At 71.5% G+C, this 15,851-nt stretch carries 13 protein-coding genes; 9 read left to right on the forward strand and 4 right to left on the reverse strand.

From position 1 onward, the window contains the following. The first annotated feature begins 29 nt into the window (after positions 1-29). Complete coding sequence (locus COA17_RS10025) at positions 30-2,483, forward strand: TonB-dependent receptor (protein WP_096612080.1); 2,454 nt, start codon at positions 30-32, stop codon at positions 2,481-2,483. Between the two features lie 19 nt (positions 2,484-2,502). Further along, a complete protein-coding gene (locus COA17_RS10030; RefSeq protein ID WP_066487682.1) occupies positions 2,503-3,186 on the forward strand; it encodes a Fe2+-dependent dioxygenase in 684 nt (227 codons plus the stop codon). Positions 3,187-3,347: 161 nt separating this feature from the next. Here COA17_RS10030 and murA read toward each other — a convergent pair whose 3' ends face one another. From murA to COA17_RS10050, 4 genes are read right to left on the reverse strand one after another with little or no spacing between them, the layout of a single operon-like run. After that, positions 3,348-4,631 (reverse strand): UDP-N-acetylglucosamine 1-carboxyvinyltransferase, encoded by a 1,284-nt coding sequence (gene murA / locus COA17_RS10035; RefSeq protein WP_066487679.1) that lies wholly within the window; start codon positions 4,629-4,631, stop codon positions 3,348-3,350. 47 nt (positions 4,632-4,678) lie between these two features. Further along, positions 4,679-6,043, reverse strand: coding sequence for a phosphoglucomutase/phosphomannomutase PgmG (gene pgmG / locus COA17_RS10040; protein ID WP_096612081.1), 1,365 nt, complete (start codon positions 6,041-6,043; stop codon positions 4,679-4,681). Continuing rightward, positions 6,043-6,306 carry a J domain-containing protein gene (locus COA17_RS10045; protein WP_066490182.1) on the reverse strand — a complete coding sequence of 88 codons (264 nt, stop codon included), beginning with the start codon at positions 6,304-6,306 and terminating at the stop codon, positions 6,043-6,045. Before COA17_RS10045 ends, pgmG begins: the two co-directional genes overlap by 1 nt. Before the next feature lie 13 nt (positions 6,307-6,319). Then, complete coding sequence (locus COA17_RS10050) at positions 6,320-7,120, reverse strand: division plane positioning ATPase MipZ (protein ID WP_066490181.1); 801 nt, start codon at positions 7,118-7,120, stop codon at positions 6,320-6,322. A gap of 83 nt (positions 7,121-7,203) precedes the next feature. Here COA17_RS10050 and panC point away from each other — a divergent pair, with 83 nt between their 5' ends. The 7 genes from panC (at position 7,204) to nagE (ending at position 15,807) form a co-directional block, all read left to right on the forward strand. After that, positions 7,204-8,046, forward strand: coding sequence for a pantoate--beta-alanine ligase (gene panC, locus COA17_RS10055; RefSeq protein ID WP_096612082.1), 843 nt, complete (start codon positions 7,204-7,206; stop codon positions 8,044-8,046). 104 nt (positions 8,047-8,150) lie between these two features. Continuing rightward, positions 8,151-8,435, forward strand: coding sequence for a hypothetical protein (locus COA17_RS10060; protein ID WP_066490185.1), 285 nt, complete (start codon positions 8,151-8,153; stop codon positions 8,433-8,435). 107 nt (positions 8,436-8,542) lie between these two features. Next, a complete protein-coding gene (locus COA17_RS10065; RefSeq protein WP_066490183.1) occupies positions 8,543-9,322 on the forward strand; it encodes a GntR family transcriptional regulator in 780 nt (259 codons plus the stop codon). A 93-nt stretch (positions 9,323-9,415) separates the two neighbouring features. Next, positions 9,416-10,450 (forward strand): SIS domain-containing protein, encoded by a 1,035-nt coding sequence (locus COA17_RS10070; RefSeq protein WP_096612084.1) that lies wholly within the window; start codon positions 9,416-9,418, stop codon positions 10,448-10,450. Further along, positions 10,447-11,604 carry an N-acetylglucosamine-6-phosphate deacetylase gene (gene nagA / locus COA17_RS10075; protein WP_096612086.1) on the forward strand — a complete coding sequence of 386 codons (1,158 nt, stop codon included), beginning with the start codon at positions 10,447-10,449 and terminating at the stop codon, positions 11,602-11,604. Before COA17_RS10070 ends, nagA begins: the two co-directional genes overlap by 4 nt. A gap of 31 nt (positions 11,605-11,635) precedes the next feature. Further along, on the forward strand, positions 11,636-14,146 hold the full coding sequence (ptsP, locus tag COA17_RS10080) for a phosphoenolpyruvate--protein phosphotransferase (protein ID WP_096612088.1): 2,511 nt from the start codon (positions 11,636-11,638) through the stop codon (positions 14,144-14,146). Then, positions 14,143-15,807, forward strand: a complete 1,665-nt coding sequence (gene nagE / locus COA17_RS10085) for an N-acetylglucosamine-specific PTS transporter subunit IIBC (RefSeq protein WP_176484855.1) — start codon at positions 14,143-14,145, stop codon at positions 15,805-15,807. The genes ptsP and nagE overlap by 4 nt, the downstream gene beginning before the upstream one ends. The last annotated feature ends 44 nt before the right edge of the window (positions 15,808-15,851 follow it).

A 15,851-nucleotide genomic window follows, 5' to 3' on the forward strand; every position in this document is an offset into this window, starting at 1 on the left:
CTGACCCCGATCAATTCAGGGGGAAAGTCATGTCGTCGTCCGTTCCGTTCCTGGCGCTGTCATGCGTCGGCCTGATCGCATCGGCGCCCGCGCTCGCCGCGCCGGCCGATTCGGCGCCGCGCAGCGATGCGGGGGCGCCATCGGATCAGGACGCGCGCACACGCATCCAGCGTGACGATATCGTCGTCACGGGCATTAACGACCGCAAGCCCGCCGAACTGGAGAGCCCCAAGGCGACCGCCCCGCTGCTCGACACGCCGCAGACGGTGACGGTCATTTCCGACCAGGTGCTGCGCAAGCAGAACCTGCTGACGCTGCGCGATGCGTTGCAGACGATCCCGGGCATCACCTTCGGCGCGGGCGAGGGCGGTGGCGGCTATGGCGATTCGATCAACCTGCGCGGCTTTTCAGCGAACAACGACATCACCATCGACGGCATCCGCGACAGCGCGCAATACAGCCGCACCGATCCGTTCAACCTGCAACAGATCGAGGTCTATAACGGCGCCAATTCGGTCTTCAACGGATCGGGCAGCGTCGGCGGCACGATCAACCTGGTGTCGAAGGAGCCGCGGACCGAGGCGCTGACGATCGCGCAGGCGGCGGTCGGCACCGACAATTACTACCGCGCCGCGATCGACGCCAACGAACCGCTGTCGGACAATGTCGCCGCGCGGCTGAACGCGGTCTATCACCACAATGACGTGCCGGGGCGCGACGTGGAGAAGTTCGAGCGCTGGGGCGTCGCACCGGCGGTGACGATCGGCGCGGGCGGTCCGACCAGCCTGACGCTCGCCTATGTCCATCAGGAGGACCGCAACACGCCGATCTACGGCGTGCCCTATGTCAACAATGCGCTGTCGGGCGGGGTCCTGCCGGGCATCGATCGCAGCGACTATTACGGCTACCGCAACCTCGACCGGCAGGACGTCACCGTCGACCGGCTGACCGCGACGTTCCGCCACGAGGTCGACGATCACATCGCGGTGCGCAACCTGACCCGCTGGCAGCGCGTCGGCCAGTATAGCGTCACCAGCGCGCCGCAGGGCACCTTCTGCCTTTCCGCCACCAATCGCCAGCCGGTGGCGACCAGCGCCACCAATGCGCAAGGACTGCCGTGCACCGCCACGGTCAACGGCGCGACGATCACCATCCCGGCTGGGCAGTGGCTGCCGTCCGGTCCGCGCGGGCTGGTGCGCGATCAGGAGAACCAGCTACTGGTCAACCAGACCGACATCCGGCTGGAATACGGCACCGCCGGCGGCATCCGCAACGTGGCGAACATCGGCGTGTCGGCGCTGGTGGAGGAATATCGCATCACCTCCGGCTCGCTGCTGCGCAACGCCGACGGATCGGCCACCGCGCCGCTGCCGTTCCTGTCGATCAGCAACCCCGACACCGTCTATCGCGGGTCGATCAACTATGTGGAAACCGCGCGCCAGCGCGCGACCAGCGAGAATATCGCGGTCTATGCCTTCGACACGCTGGAGCTGGGGCGTGCGTTCGAGCTGAACGGCGGGGTCCGCTGGGAACAGCAGCGCACCGATTTCCGCAGCCTGCCGCTCGCCACGCTGGCGCCGGGCGTCAGCCAGCCGCTGCCCGCGCAGCTCGCGCCCGCGATCAACCGCGAGCGGCTGTTTTCGTGGCGGGTCGGCGCGGTCTATCACCCGGTGCAGGACGTCAGCCTGTACGCCGGCTACGGCAATGCGCTGACCCCGTCGTCGGCGTCGGTGCGCGCCAGCTGCGTCAGCGTGTCGAACGCGATCGTCACCAACACCTGCGGCGTGGCGCCCGAAAAGGCGCGCAATTACGAGGTCGGGGCCAAGGCCGGGCTGTTCGGGCGCCGGCTGGAGCTGACCGCGGCGCTGTTCCGCAACGAACGCACCAACTATCGCGTACCGTCGAACGACCCGGCGCTGCCGACGGTGCAGGTGCTGGGCGGGCGCAGCCGCGTCGACGGGATCGCGCTGGGCGCGTCGGGCAACCTGACGCGCGCCTGGACGATCTTCGCCAATTACACCTATCTCGACAGCGAGGTGCGCCAGTCGGTATCCGATTACTGCCTGCGCACGCCGGGCGCGAACGGCTGCGGCAATTCGGCGGCCAACCCCGATCCGCAGCGCGGCCGCCCGCTGGTGCAGACCCCGCCGCATTCGGGCAGCCTGTTCACCACCTACCGCCTGCCGTTCGGGTTGGAGCTGGGCTATGGCCTGACCTATCAGGGGGCGTTCACCACCTATGTCCCGGTGCTGGCGAACAACGTCACGCTGGAGACGGACGATTACCTGATCCACCGTGCCTATCTGGGCTATACGTTCGGCAAGGGGCTGACGCTGCAGCTCAACGTCCAGAACCTGACCGATGAGAAATATCTCACCAACGTGCGCAACAACATCAATGCCACGACCGGCGTGGTCACCGGCGGCTGGGCGATGCCGGGCGACCGGCGGCAGGCGGTGCTGAGCCTGTTCTACAGCTTCTGATCGTGGCACGGTCGCGCGCATGCTGATCGCGATCCCCGACGTCCTGGATGCCGCCGCGGTCGCGCGGGTTCGCGCGATCGTCGATGCGGGCGAGTGGGTGGACGGCAACGCCACCTCCGGCCCGCAGGCGGCGCTCGCCAAGCGCAACGCCCAACTGGCCGAGGGCGGCGCGGCGGCGCGCGAGGCGGGGGCGATCATCCTCGACGCGCTGGGCCGCACCCCGCTGTTCGTCGCCGCCGCGCTGCCGGCGAAGGTGTGGCCGCCGATGTTCAACCGCTATGCCGGCGGGCAGGCGTTCGGCGTCCATATCGACAATGCGGTGCGCGTGCGCCGCGACAGCGACTTCCGCCTGCGCAGCGACCTGTCGGCGACCTTGTTCCTGGAGGATCCCGCCGCCTATGACGGCGGCGAGCTGGTGATCGAGGACCGGTTCGGCGAACAGCACGTCAGGCTGCCCGCCGGGCATATGGTACTCTATCCCGCGTCCAGCCTGCACCGCGTCGAGCCGGTGACGCGCGGCGCGCGGGTCGCCAGTTTCTTCTGGATCCAGTCGATGGTGCGCGACGACGGCGCGCGGCGCATCCTGTTCGATCTCGACCAAGGGGTGCAGGCTGTGGCGGCGGCGCAGGGGCAGGACGCGCGCGCCACGGTGGCGCTGACCGGCGTTTACCACAATCTTCTGCGCCGCTGGGTCGAGGCGTAGCGGCGGGGGGCGCGTCACGTACCCTCGCCATATGTGGTCGAGACGTTCGGCACTCATTCGTCATCCCGGCGAAGGCCGGGATCTCACGGTGACAGCGGGCGGCCAGAGCCGCTAGATGCCCCAGCCTTCGCCGGGGCGACGTTTCCGCGCCGCGCCCCGCCTCAGCCGCCGCCGTCGCGCTCGATATCGGCGCCGACCGCCGACAGCTTCTCCTCCAGCCGCTCGTACCCGCGATCGAGGTGATAGACGCGCGCGACGCTCGTCTCGCCCTCGGCGACCAGCCCGGCGATGATGAGGCTCATCGACGCGCGCAGGTCGGTCGCCATCACCGGCGCGCCGACCAGCCGGTCGACGCCCTTCACCACCGCAGTGCGCCCGCGCACCTGGATGTCGGCGCCCATCCGCGCCAGTTCGGGCACGTGCATGTAGCGGTTCTCGAAGATCGTCTCGGTCAGCACGCTGGCGCCCGCCGCCTTGCACAGCATCGCCATGAACTGCGCCTGCATATCGGTGGCGAAGCCGGGGTAGGGGGCGGTGGTCAGCGTCAGCGGCTTGAGCTGGCCGTCGCTGCTGACGACGATGGAATCGCGACGTTCCTCGATCCCGACGCCCGCCTCGCGCAGCGCGGTCAACGTCGCGCCCATCGACGCGACGTCGACGTTGGTCAGCTCCACTTCGCCCCCGGCGACCGCCGCGGCGCAGGCGTAGCTGCCCGCCTCGATCCGGTCGGGCATCACCGCATAGGTGGCGCCATGCAGCTCGGCGACGCCCTCGATCTCCAGCGTCTCGCTGCCGATGCCGTCGATCCGCGCGCCCATCGCCACCAGGCAGCGGCACAGGTCGACGATCTCCGGCTCGCGCGCGGCATTTTCGATCCGGCTCGCGCCCTTCGCGGTCACCGCCGCCATCACGACATTCTCGGTCGCGCCGACCGACACCACCGGGAAGCGATACCGCCCGCCCGACAGCCGCCCGCCGGGAGCGGTGGCGGTGACGTAGCCCGCGCTCATCTCCAGTTCGGCGCCGATCGCCTCCAGCGCCTTCAGGTGCAGGTCGATCGGGCGGTTGCCGATCGCGCAGCCGCCCGGCAGCGACACGCGCGCCTGCCCGGCACGCGCCAGGATCGGGCCGAGCACCAGGATCGACGCGCGCATCTTGCGCACGATGTCATAGGGCGCCTCGGTCGAGGTCAGCTGCCCGGCGCGGATCGTCATGACGCGGCCGAAATCCTCTGGCCGGCTGCCCTCGATCGTGGTCGATGCGCCCAATTGGTTGAGCAGGTGGCCGAAGCCGTCGACATCGGCCAGCCGCGGCAGGTTGCGCAGCGTCAGCGGCTCGTCGGTGAGCAGCCCGCAGGGCATCAGCGTGAGCGCGGCGTTCTTCGCGCCGGAAATGGGGAGCTTGCCGTTCAGGCGGCGGCCGCCGCGGATAAGGATACGGTCCATCCCGATGCTCTAGCCAGTCCGCTTCGCCGCGCCAAGCGAGCGATGGATCAGCGCGCCACGCCCACCGCCGCCAGATGCGTGTCGATCGCCGCCAGCAACCGTGCCAGTCCCCCGGCGTCGCGCGCCTCCGCGCGCAGCGTCAGCGCCGCCTGCGTGTTCGATGCGCGCAGCAGCCACCAGCCGTCGGGGGTGGACACGCGGATGCCGTCGGTGGTGTCGACGCGCGCGCCCTCGGCCGCCACGCGCGCGGCCACCGCCGCGACGATCGCCGTCTTGTCCGCCTCCGCGACGCGCACGCGAATCTCCGGCGTGGCGCGGCGCGGCGGCGCGGCATCGCGCAGCGCGGCCAGCGACATGCCCGACAGATGGACCGCGTGGATCAGCCGAATCGCGGCGTACAGCGCATCGTCGAACCCGAAATAATCGTCGGCGAAGAAGATATGGCCCGACAATTCGCCGGCCAGCGGCGCGCCGGTCTCCTTCATCCGGCGCTTCATCTGGCTGTGCCCCGTCCGGCCCATTACCGGCCGGCCGCCCAGGGTGGCGATCCGGTCGAACAGCGTGTCGCTGGACTTCACGTCGGCGACGATCGTCGCGCCGGGCATCCGCGCCAGCAGCGGCGGCACCAGAATGGACAGGATATCGTCGCCCCACAGCACGCGCCCCGCGCCGTCCACCGCGCCGATCCGGTCGCCGTCGCCGTCGAAAGCCAGTCCGAAATCGAGCTTCTTGTCCGCGACCAACGCCTTGAGATGCACCAGATTGTCCTCGACCGTGGGATCGGGGTGGTGATGCGGGAAGGTGCCGTCGACGTCGCAGAACAGCAGGTGATGCTCGCCGGGCAGCCGGCGCGTCAGCCGTTCGATCGCCGGTCCGGCGGCGCCGCTGCCCGCGTCCCACCCGATGCGGAACGCGCCCCCGGCATAGCCGGCGAGCAGCCGCGCGACATAGGTGTCGGCGACGTCGGCGTCAGTGACGGTCCCGGCGCCGCTTTCCCAGTCGCCGGCGGCGGCGATCCGGGCGAGATCGCGGATCTCCTCCCCGAAAAAGCTGTCGTGTCGAAGTACCAGCTTGAAGCCATTGTCCTCGGCGGGATTATGGCTGCCCGTTACCTGTATGCCGCCATCCACTTCTAGCGTGGCTTCCGCGAAATAGAGCATCGGCGACGGCCCCAGGCCGATGCGCACCACGTCCACCCCGCCCGCGGTCAGCCCGTCGACCAGCGCGGCTTCCAGCAGCGGCGAATGCGTGCGCCCGTCGCGTCCCACCGCCACCCGCCGCCCGCCCGCGCGCCGCACCCGCGTGGCGAAGCTGCGTCCCACCGCGACCGCATCGCCCGCGTCCAGCGTGACGCCGACGGTGCCGCGGATATCGTAGTCGCGCAGGATATCGGGATGAAAGGCGTGCGCCATCACTGCTGCGGCCGGCGCAGTCGCTCCAGCAGCAGGTCGCGCGCCGCGTTGGCGCGGCGCGTCGCCTCGTCCGAACCGCCGCGATCGGGGTGGACGTCCGCCACCAGCCGGCGGTGCGCGGCGCGGATCGCGCCGGCATCGGCCCCCGCCGGCACGCCCAGCAGCGCACGCGCGTCGCGCACCGCCGACGGGCGCCGCGCCGCAGGCTTCTTCAGCAGCCACCACACGCCCCAGATCAGCAGCGCCGCGACGATCCACTTCATATCGGGATCCCCGTCATGCGAACAGCGGCAGCGCCGCCTCGGGCAGCGCCAGCCCGGCCATCATCTCGCGCAGCTCCTGCCGCGCGGCGACATGGCTGATGCCCATGCCGCCGAACGTCTTGGCGTCCAGCAGCGTCAGCCCCTTGGGAAATAACTCGCGATAGATCACCCGCTCGCCAAGCCCGGGAATGATGCGGAAGCCGACGCGGCGCGCCAGCTGGTCCAGTGCCTCCGACACGCGGCGCATGTTGCGCGCCTCCAGATATTGCAGGCGGTTGCGCAGCACGACCCAGTCGATCGTCGTCCCGTCCTCACGCGCGCGGGCCTTGCGCGCGTCCCAGATCAGCTCCGAATAGAAGCTGGGGCGCGTCACCTTGAAGGTTTCGGGGTCGACATGGCCGATCAGGTCGAAATCGACGAAACTGTCGTTCATCGGCGTCACCAGCGTATCGGCCAGCGCCGCCGCGATCCGCGCCGCCGGATCGTCGCGCCCCGGCGTGTCGATCACCAGGAAATCATAGCCGTCGGTGAAGCCGCGGTAGAGTTCGCCGAAATTGCCGTCGGCGCGCCCGTCGCCGGTGGCATGGTGGGGCACGGGCAGGTCGATGCCGGTGCGCGTCACCGTCGCCTCGCGGTTGTCGAGGTAGCGGCCCAGCGTGCGCTGGCGGTGGTCGAGGTCGATGCAGGCGACGCGCGCGCCCTTCGCGGCGAGCGCGATGGCGACATGGACCGCGGTGGTCGACTTGCCGGTGCCGCCCTTTTCATTGGCGAACACAATGACATGCGTTCGCTGCGGCGGCGTCTCGGTCACCATCTCGGACAATTCGTCGCATCCCTCATTGATTGCGCTTCGTCGCGACCATAGAACCCGCCGCCGCGAGTTTCGAGGGGTAAGACGTGGAAGTATATCGCGATCTGGCGGGCCTGCGGGCCGCGCTGGCGGAAGCGCGTGCGGCCGGGCGCGAGGTGGCGCTGGTGCCGACGATGGGGGCGCTCCACGCCGGGCACGTCGCGCTGGTGGAGGCCGCGCGGCGTCCCGGCGCGTGCGTCGTCGCGTCGATCTTCGTCAATCCGAAGCAGTTCGGCGCGAACGAGGATCTGTCGCGCTACCCGCGCAAGGAGATCAGCGACATCGCGATGCTGACCGATGCGGGCTGCGACATCCTGTGGCTGCCGCCGGTCGAGGCGATGTATCCCGACGGCTTTGCCACCAACGTCTCCGTCACCGGGGTCAGCGACGGGTGGGACGGCGCGGCGCGGCCCGGCCATTTCGATGGCGTCGCCACCGTCGTTGCCAAGCTGTTCAACCAGGTCCGCCCGGCGCGCGCCTATTTCGGGGAAAAGGATTTCCAGCAGCTGGCGGTGATCCGCCGGATGGTGACCGACCTGGATTTCGAGATCGAGATCACCGGCGTGCCGACCCAGCGCGAGGATGACGGTTTGGCGCTGTCGTCGCGCAACGTCTACCTGCTGCCGGAGGAGCGCGCGAAGGCGGTGGCGCTGCCCCGCGCGCTGGGGGTGGCGGCGCGCACGATCCTGGGCGGGGGCGAGGTGGCGCGCGCGCTGGAGGATGCCACCGCGACGCTGGTCGGCGCGGGCTTCACGGTCGATTATGTCGCGCTGGTCGATGCCGAGACGCTGGTCGCCGATCCCGCGCCGGGGCGCCGCCGCCAGCTGCTGGCCGCCGCGCGGATCGGCAACACCCGGCTGATCGACAATCTGGCGGTCGACCCTGCTTAGACCAAAGTTGTAAGAAAGCCGGTTAATGCGTTAACCATTTGGTGACGCCGGTTGAGGCACACCCCAAGTCCATCGCAATGGATCGCAAGGGGCATCCGGTGGTAATGAATTTTCAACAGGCGCTGCTGGAGCGCCGGATTGCAGATGCCGGTCGCGGCGATGCGGATGCGGCCTATGACCTGGGCGTCGCCTTCTCGACGGGCACGTCGGGGGCGGTGATCGACCTGGTCGAGGCGCACAAGTGGTTTAACCTGGCGGCCGCATGCGGCAACGCGGATGCCGGCGCGGCGCGCGCCGACGTGGCCGAGGACATGACCGCGCGCGAGATCGCCACCGCGCAGCGTGCGGCACGCGATCTGCTCGCCAGCATCCGGCGACACGCGGCCTGACGTTGCTTTCCCGCTGCGGGCGATTGTGAACGTCCCGGCGGCGATGATATGCGCGCTCCTTTGGGGGCGTGGACACCGCGGCCCCGGACAAGGGGGCGACGGCGGACATGGCATTTGCGGACCGTATCGGCGCGCTGCCCCCTGACGGCACGGGGCCGCTGTACCTGCAATTCGGCGCCATCCTGCGCGGAGCGATCGAGCGCGGCGCGCTGGCGCCCGGCGATGCGCTGCCCGCCGAACGCGAACTGTGCCAGGAATATGGCATCTCCCGCATCACCGTCCGCCGCGCGATCGCGGCGCTGAGCGATGCCGGCCTGTTGGTGGCGCGGCGCGGTGCGGGCACCTTCGTCGCGGGCACAGCCGTGGCGCATGCCGCCCCCGGTCCCGCTGCCGCCCCGGCGCGGGTGGAGAAGAGCTTCGCGCATCTGTCATCCTTCACGCAGGACATGCTGGCGCGCGGGCGCCGCCCCGAAAGCCGCTGGCTGGCGCGCAACGACGGGCTGGTCACTCCCGACGAGGCGCTGTCGCTGGCGCTGTCGCCGGGCACGCCGGTCTATCGTTTCCAGCGGCTGCGGCTGGCGGACGGGCAGCCGCTCGCGATCGAGCATTCGACCATCCCGGCCTATTGCCTGCCGTCGATCGAGGCGGTCGGCGAATCGCTCTATGCCGCGCTGGAGGCGGCCGGCTATCGCCCGACGCGCGCGCTGCAGCGGCTGCGCGCAATCCCGTTCCTGGATGCGCAGGCCGCGCTGCTCGACGTCCCCTCCGGTCATGCCGGGCTGCTGATCGAGCGGCGCGCCTTTCTGGCGGACGGGCGTCCCGCAGAGGTCACGCAATCCTATTATCGCGGCGACGCCTATGATTTCGTCGCCGAACTGGGCGAATGAAATACCAATAACGATCCACTGCAATATCTATTGAAGGCCTATCATGGGCTGTGTAGGGTTGTTGGCGCAGGAGGAACGGCCATTTCTACCGACATGATCGCAGCGCAGCGGGCGACGTTGATGTTCGCCGAGGCCGGGGAGGCGGGGGACGCGGTGGCGCGGTTCCTGGCGGCGAACGGTGCGGCGATCGCGGCGCTGGCGCAGCGGTTGCGCGCGGCGCCGCCGGCGGTGATCGTGACGTGCGCGCGCGGGTCGTCGGACCACGCCGCCACCTATGGCAAATATCTGTTCGAGACGCTGCTGGGCGTGCCCGTCGCGTCTGCCGCGCCGTCGGTGGCGTCGGTCTATGCCGCGCCGGTGGCGCGTGGCGAGGGCGAGCGGCTGGTGATCGCGATCTCGCAATCGGGGCGGAGCCCGGACCTGATCGCGACGGTGGAGGCGCACCGGCGCGCCGGCGCGCATGTCGTGGCGCTGGTCAACGATGCGGAATCGACGCTGGCGACGATGGCCGATACGCTGCTGCCGCTGCACGCGGGGCCGGAAACGTCGGTCGCGGCGACCAAATCCTGCCTGGTGGCGATGGCGGGACTGGCGGCGATCGCGGCGGACTGGGCGGGCGACGATGCACTGAAAGCGGCGGTGGGGACGCTGCCGACGCACCTTCCGACGGCGTTCGCGCAGGACTGGAGCGCGGCGCAAGACGCGTTGGTGCAGGCGAACAACCTGTTCGTCCTGGGGCGCGGATACGGCTTCGGCATCGCGCAGGAAGCGGCATTGAAGCTGAAGGAGACGTGCGCGCTGCATGCCGAGGCGTTCAGCGCCGCCGAAGTGCGCCACGGCCCGATGACGATCGTCGGCGAAGGCTTCCCGATCCTGGCGTTCGCGACGTCGGACGTGGCGGGCGATGCCGTCCGCGCGGTCGCCGCGGAGTTCGCGGATCGCGGCGCGATCGTGCGGATGGCCGATGCGCGCGGCGGCGGGGCGTTGCGGGCGGCGGCCAGCCACCCGGCGATCGAGCCGCTGTTGATGCTGCAAAGCTTCTACCGGCTGGCGAATGCGGTATCGCTGGCGCGCGGGCTGGACCCCGACCAGCCGCCGCATCTGGCGAAGGTGACCCGGACGCTATGACCGATACGATCATCCGGTATGCCAATGGTCATATCGTCACCCCCCGCGGCACCTGGCCCGGCGCGACGATCACGGTCGATGCGGACGGGCGGATCGCGGGGATCGCCCCGCTGCCGCGCGACGCGGGAGGCGGCGCGATCGACCTGGCGGGCGGGTGGATCATGCCCGGTTTCATCGACACGCAGGTGAACGGCGGCGGCGGGGTGCTGTTCAACGACGCGGTCGATGTCGACGGCATCGCCGCGATCGCCGCCGCGCACCGGCCGTACGGCACGACCGCGCTGCTGCCGACCCTCATCAGCGACACGCTGGAGAAGGTCGCCGCCGCGCTGGACGCGGTGGAGGCGGCGATCGCGGCGGGCATAGCCGGCATCGTCGGCACGCATATCGAGGGGCCGTTCCTGAACCCCGCGAAGAAGGGTATCCACAATCCGGCGATGTTCCGCCGGCTGGACGCCGCCACGATCGCGCTGCTGACGCGCCCGCGGCGCGGCCGCGTGCTGCTGACGCTGGCGCCCGAATTGTGCGATCCGCGCGATATCGCGACGCTGGCGGCGGCGGGCGTGCGCGTCGCCGCCGGGCACAGCGACAGCGACTATGACACCGCGATGGCCGCCTTCGCCGCGGGGGCGAGCGGGGTGACCCACCTGTACAATGCGATGACGCCGCTGGGGCACCGCGCGCCGGGGCTGACCGGCGCGGCGCTCGACTGGGGACGCGCGTGGTGCGGGCTGATCGCGGATGGCGTCCACGTCCATCCCGCCGCATTGCGGCTCGCCACCCGGTTGCTGCCCGCCGACCGCGCGATGCTGGTCACCGATGCGATGCCCAGCGTCGGTGCCGCGCAGAAGGATTTCACGCTCTACGGCCAGCCGATCCATGTCGCGGACGGCGTGTGCCGCGGGGCCGACGGGACGCTGGCGGGATCCGACCTCGACATGGCGCAGGCGGTGGCGAACATGGTGCAGCTGATCGGCACCGCGCCGCAGGCGGCGGCCGCGATGGCGGCGACCAATCCCGCGGCGTTCCTGGGCCTGTCGCACGAACGCGGCATGCTGGCACCGGGCTTGCGCGCCGACTGGGTATGGCTGGATGCCGGTTTCCGCGCCCGCGGCACGTGGATCGGCGGCGAGCAGGTGGCGGGCGGCGAATGACGCGCGCCGCCGCAACGGGAGAGACGATCGCGTGACACGCCTGACCCTGCTGTCGCCGCTGCCCGGATGGGTATCCCCGCTGGACGAGGTGCCCGATGCGGTGTTCGCCGGCGGCATGATAGGGGACGGCGTCGCGATCGATCCTACCGGCGCGCAACTGGTCGCGCCCTGCGCCGCGACGGTGCTGTCCGTCCATGCCGGGCGCCATGCGGTGACGCTGCGCACCGATGACGGCGCCGATGTGCTGATCCATCTGGGGATCGACACCGTGGCGCTGGGCGGCGCGGGCTTCACGGTGCGCGTCGCCGCGGGGCAGCGGGTGGCGGCCGGCGATCCGCTGGTCGACCTCGACCTCGACCCGTTGCTGGCGGCGGCGACGAGCATGGTGACTCCGGTACTGGTGACCGACACCGACGCCTTCGAGGTGGTGGAGCGCCACCCCGGCGGGGCGGTGGCGATCGGCGAGCCGTTGCTGGTGATCGCGCGGCGCGGCGCGGCGGATGCCGCCGATGACGCGGCACAGGAGGCGGGGATCGCACGCGACGTCGTCGTCCCGCTGGCGCATGGCCTCCACGCGCGCCCGGCGGCGCGGATCGCGGAGGCGGTGCGCGGGCTGGACGCGCGCGTGACGATCGCAAAGGGCGCGGCGCAGGCGTCGGCGACCGGGGTGACCGCGCTGCTGGCGCTCGACGTGCGGCATGGCGACACGGTCACGCTGCGCGCATCCGGCCCGGATGCCGCCGACGCGATCGAGCGGCTGGCGACCCTGATCGAGGGCGGTATGGGGGAGGCGGCACCCGCCGCCCCCGTCGCTGCCGCGCCCGTCGCCGAACCGCTCCCGCCGCTTCCCGACGGCACGCTGCGCGGCGTCGCGGCGGCGCCGGGGCTGGCGATCGGTACCGCACGCTGGCTGGCGGCGCGCGATCGTGCGGTCGAACGCGACGGCGCCGGTGCGGATGCGGAGCGTGCGCGGCTTGACGCGGCGCTGGCGCAGGCGCGCGGCGCGTTGGACGCGGCGACCGGACCGGCGGCAGCGATCATGGCGGCGCATCGCGGGCTGCTCGACGATCCCGATCTGATCGAGGCGGCGCAGCGGCAGATCGCGGCCGGGCGCAGCGCGGGTCATGCGTGGCGCCACGCACTGCGCGCACAGGCCAAGGCGTTGCGCGCGACCGGCAATCCGCGGCTGGCCGAGCGGGCCGACGACCTGCTGGACGTCGAACGCCGCGTGCTGGCGGTGCTGGCGGGGGAGAGCGACGCCCCGGCCGCGCCGGCCTATCCGGCGGGGACGATCCTGCTGGCCGACGATCTGCTGCCGTCCGATGTCGCCGGGCTGGGCGACGGCGCGGTGGTGGGGCTCTGTTCGACGCGCGGCGGGCCGACGTCGCATGTCGCGATCCTGGCGGCGGGGCTGGGCATTCCCGCGCTGGTCGCGATCGGCGGGCCGCTGGCGGAGGTGGCGGAGGGCGCGACGCTGATCCTCGACGCCGATGCCGCGACGCTGGCGGTCGATCCCGCGCCCGCGGCGCTGGCGGCGACGCGGGCGCGGGCGGATGCCGTGGCGCAGCGCCGCGCCGCGGTGCGCGCGGCGGCGGCCGAGGCGGCGCATACCCGCGACGGCGTGCGGATCGAGGCGTTCGCCAATCTCGGCTCGGTCGCCGATGCGCAGGCGGCGGTGGCGGCGGGCGCGGAGGGGTGCGGGCTGCTGCGCACCGAATTCCTGTTCCTCGACCGCGCGACGCCCCCCGATGCCGACGAACAGGCCGCGCTGTACCGCGCCGTCGCCGACACGCTGGACGGGCGACCGGTGATCGTCCGGCTGCTGGATATCGGCGGTGACAAGCCCGCGCCGTGGCTGCCGCTGCCGGCGGAGGAGAATCCCGCATTGGGCGTGCGCGGCATCCGCGTCGGGCTGCGCCATCGCGACGTGCTGGACACGCAATTGCGCGCGATCCTGTCGGCGGGGGCGGCGTGCCGCATCATGCTGCCGATGGTGGCAAGCGTCGCGGAACTGACCGAGGTGCGCGGCGCGGTGGAGCGGCTGCGCGCCGACATGGGCGTCGCGCATGCGGTGCAGGTGGGGGTGATGGTGGAGACCCCGGCGGCGGCGATCACCGCCGACCTGCTGGCGCGTCACGCCGATTTCCTGTCGATCGGCACCAACGACCTGACGCAATATACGCTGGCGATGGACCGCGGGAACGACGGCGTCGCGGGCGGCGTCGACGGGCTGCACCCGGCGGTGCTGCGGCTGATCGGCGAGACGTGCCGCGGCGCGGCGCGCCACGCGCGCTGGACCGGGGTGTGCGGCGGGCTGGCGTCCGATCCGCTGGCGGTGCCGATCCTGATCGGGCTGGGGGTGACCGAACTGTCCGCCACCCCGGCGCTGGTGCCGGAAGTGAAGGCGGCGATTCGCGCGGCGACGCTGGCCGATTGCCGCGATCTGGCGGCAAGGGCGGTCGCGGCGGACAGCGCGGGCGCGGTGCGCGATCTGGCGCGCGCCTTCGCGCGCGAGATGGTGGCGGGGGAGACGGCGGCATGAAGGCGGTGATGCAGGGGCTGCAATCGCTCGGCCGGGCGTTGATGCTGCCGATCGCGGTGCTACCCGCGGCGGGGCTGCTGCTGCGGCTGGGGCAGCCGGATCTGCTGGACGTCGCGTTCGTCGCGGCGGCGGGGGATGCGATCTTCGCCAATCTGGGGCTGCTGTTCGCGATCGGCGTGGCGACGCAGCTGGCGCGCGACGGCAATGGCGCGGCCAGCCTGGCGGCGGTGGTCTGTTACCTGGTGGCGCGCAACGGCGCGCAGCCGCTGATGATCGTGCCCGGCGATATCACCGGCGACCTGGCGATCGCGGCGTGGAAGGCCAAGGCGATCGGGCGGCTGGACGTGCCGATCGGCATCCTGTCCGGCGTCGCCGGCGGGCTGCTGTACAATCGCTTTGCGACGATCAGGCTGCCCGATTACCTGGCCTTCTTCGGCGGGCGGCGGTTCGTGCCGATCGTCAGCGGCGTGGTGGGGATCGTCATCGCGGCGGGGCTGGGCACCGGTTACGGCGCGATCGCGGCGGGGATCGACCGGCTGAGCTGGGGGATCGCGGCGGCGGGGCCGGCCGGGCTGTTCCTGTACGGCGTGGTCAACCGGCTGCTGCTGGTGACCGGACTGCACCATATCCTCAACAACATCGTCTGGTTCGTGCTGGGCGACTATCACGGCGTCAGCGGCGACCTGCGCCGGTTCTTCGCGGGCGATCCGGCGGCGGGCGCGTTCATGACCGGCTTCTTCCCGGTGATGATGTTCGGTCTGCCCGCCGCGTGCCTGGCGATGTATCACGAGGCGCGGCCCGAACGGCGCCGCGCGGTCGGCGGGATGCTGCTCAGCCTCGCGCTCACCTCGCTGCTGACCGGGGTGACCGAGCCGATCGAATTCTCGTTCATGTTCCTGGCCCCCGCGCTCTACGTGCTGCACGCGGTGCTGACGGGCGTGTCGATGGCGGTCACCTATGCGCTGGGGATGCGGCTGGGGTTCGGCTTTTCGGCGGGGCTGCTCGATTACGTGCTGAACGCGGGCAAGGCGACGCGCCCGCTGCTGCTGCTGCCGATCGGGCTGGCCTATGCGGCGATCTATTACGGCGCGTTCCGGCTGGCGATCCGCCGCTGGAACCTGGCGACGCCGGGCCGCGAGGCGGACGCCGGCGGCGACGCCGCGGCGATGGTGGCCGATGGCGATCGCGGCGCGGCGTTCGTCGCGGCGCTGGGCGGGGCGGCGAATCTGTTGACGGTGGGCGCGTGCACCACCCGGTTGCGGCTGGTGCTGGCGGATACCGCGGCGGTGGACGAGGCGCGGCTGAAGGCGCTGGGCGCACGCGGGGTGTTGCGCCCGTCGCCGACGACGCTGCAGGTGGTGCTAGGCCCGGTCGCCGATCAGGTCGCGGACGCGATCCGCGTGGCCGCCGGGGCTGCGGGTGCGCCCGCGCCGGTGGTCGCCGCGGTGGAACCGCGCGCGCAGGATCTGCCCGTTGCGGTGCTGGCGGCGCTGGGCGGGGAGGCGAACGTGGGCGAGCATCATCGCTATCGCGGGCGGATCGTCGTCACGCTCCACGACGATGCGCGGATCGACCGTGCCGCGCTGGCGGGGGCGGGGGTGCGGATGGTCGCGCCGGTCGGCGGGCGCTGGCACCTGCTGACCGATCCGCGCACCGCTTAACCCGGCGGCACCGGTTCCCATCGGGCGGGCGGCGGGCTAACAGG

This window comes from Sphingomonas ginsenosidimutans (assembly GCF_002374835.1).
GTDB classification, from domain to species: Bacteria; Pseudomonadota; Alphaproteobacteria; order Sphingomonadales; family Sphingomonadaceae; genus Sphingomonas; species Sphingomonas ginsenosidimutans.

Bases quoted from the DNA above. Each gene is read 5' to 3' on its own strand.
- COA17_RS10065 (WP_066490183.1), top strand. From the start codon at position 8,543: ATGGCATTTGCGGACCGTATCGGCGCGCTGCCCCCTGACGGCACGGGG.
- COA17_RS10025 (WP_096612080.1), top strand. From the start codon at position 30: ATGTCGTCGTCCGTTCCGTTCCTGGCGCTGTCATGCGTCGGCCTGATC.
- nagE (WP_176484855.1), top strand. From the start codon at position 14,143: ATGAAGGCGGTGATGCAGGGGCTGCAATCGCTCGGCCGGGCGTTGATG.
- murA (WP_066487679.1), bottom strand. From the start codon at position 4,631: ATGGACCGTATCCTTATCCGCGGCGGCCGCCGCCTGAACGGCAAGCTC.
- nagA (WP_096612086.1), top strand. From the start codon at position 10,447: ATGACCGATACGATCATCCGGTATGCCAATGGTCATATCGTCACCCCC.
- COA17_RS10030 (WP_066487682.1), top strand. From the start codon at position 2,503: ATGCTGATCGCGATCCCCGACGTCCTGGATGCCGCCGCGGTCGCGCGG.
- COA17_RS10070 (WP_096612084.1), top strand. From the start codon at position 9,416: ATGATCGCAGCGCAGCGGGCGACGTTGATGTTCGCCGAGGCCGGGGAG.
- COA17_RS10060 (WP_066490185.1), top strand. From the start codon at position 8,151: ATGAATTTTCAACAGGCGCTGCTGGAGCGCCGGATTGCAGATGCCGGT.
- COA17_RS10045 (WP_066490182.1), bottom strand. From the start codon at position 6,306: ATGAAGTGGATCGTCGCGGCGCTGCTGATCTGGGGCGTGTGGTGGCTG.
- pgmG (WP_096612081.1), bottom strand. From the start codon at position 6,043: ATGGCGCACGCCTTTCATCCCGATATCCTGCGCGACTACGATATCCGC.
- COA17_RS10050 (WP_066490181.1), bottom strand. From the start codon at position 7,120: ATGGTGACCGAGACGCCGCCGCAGCGAACGCATGTCATTGTGTTCGCC.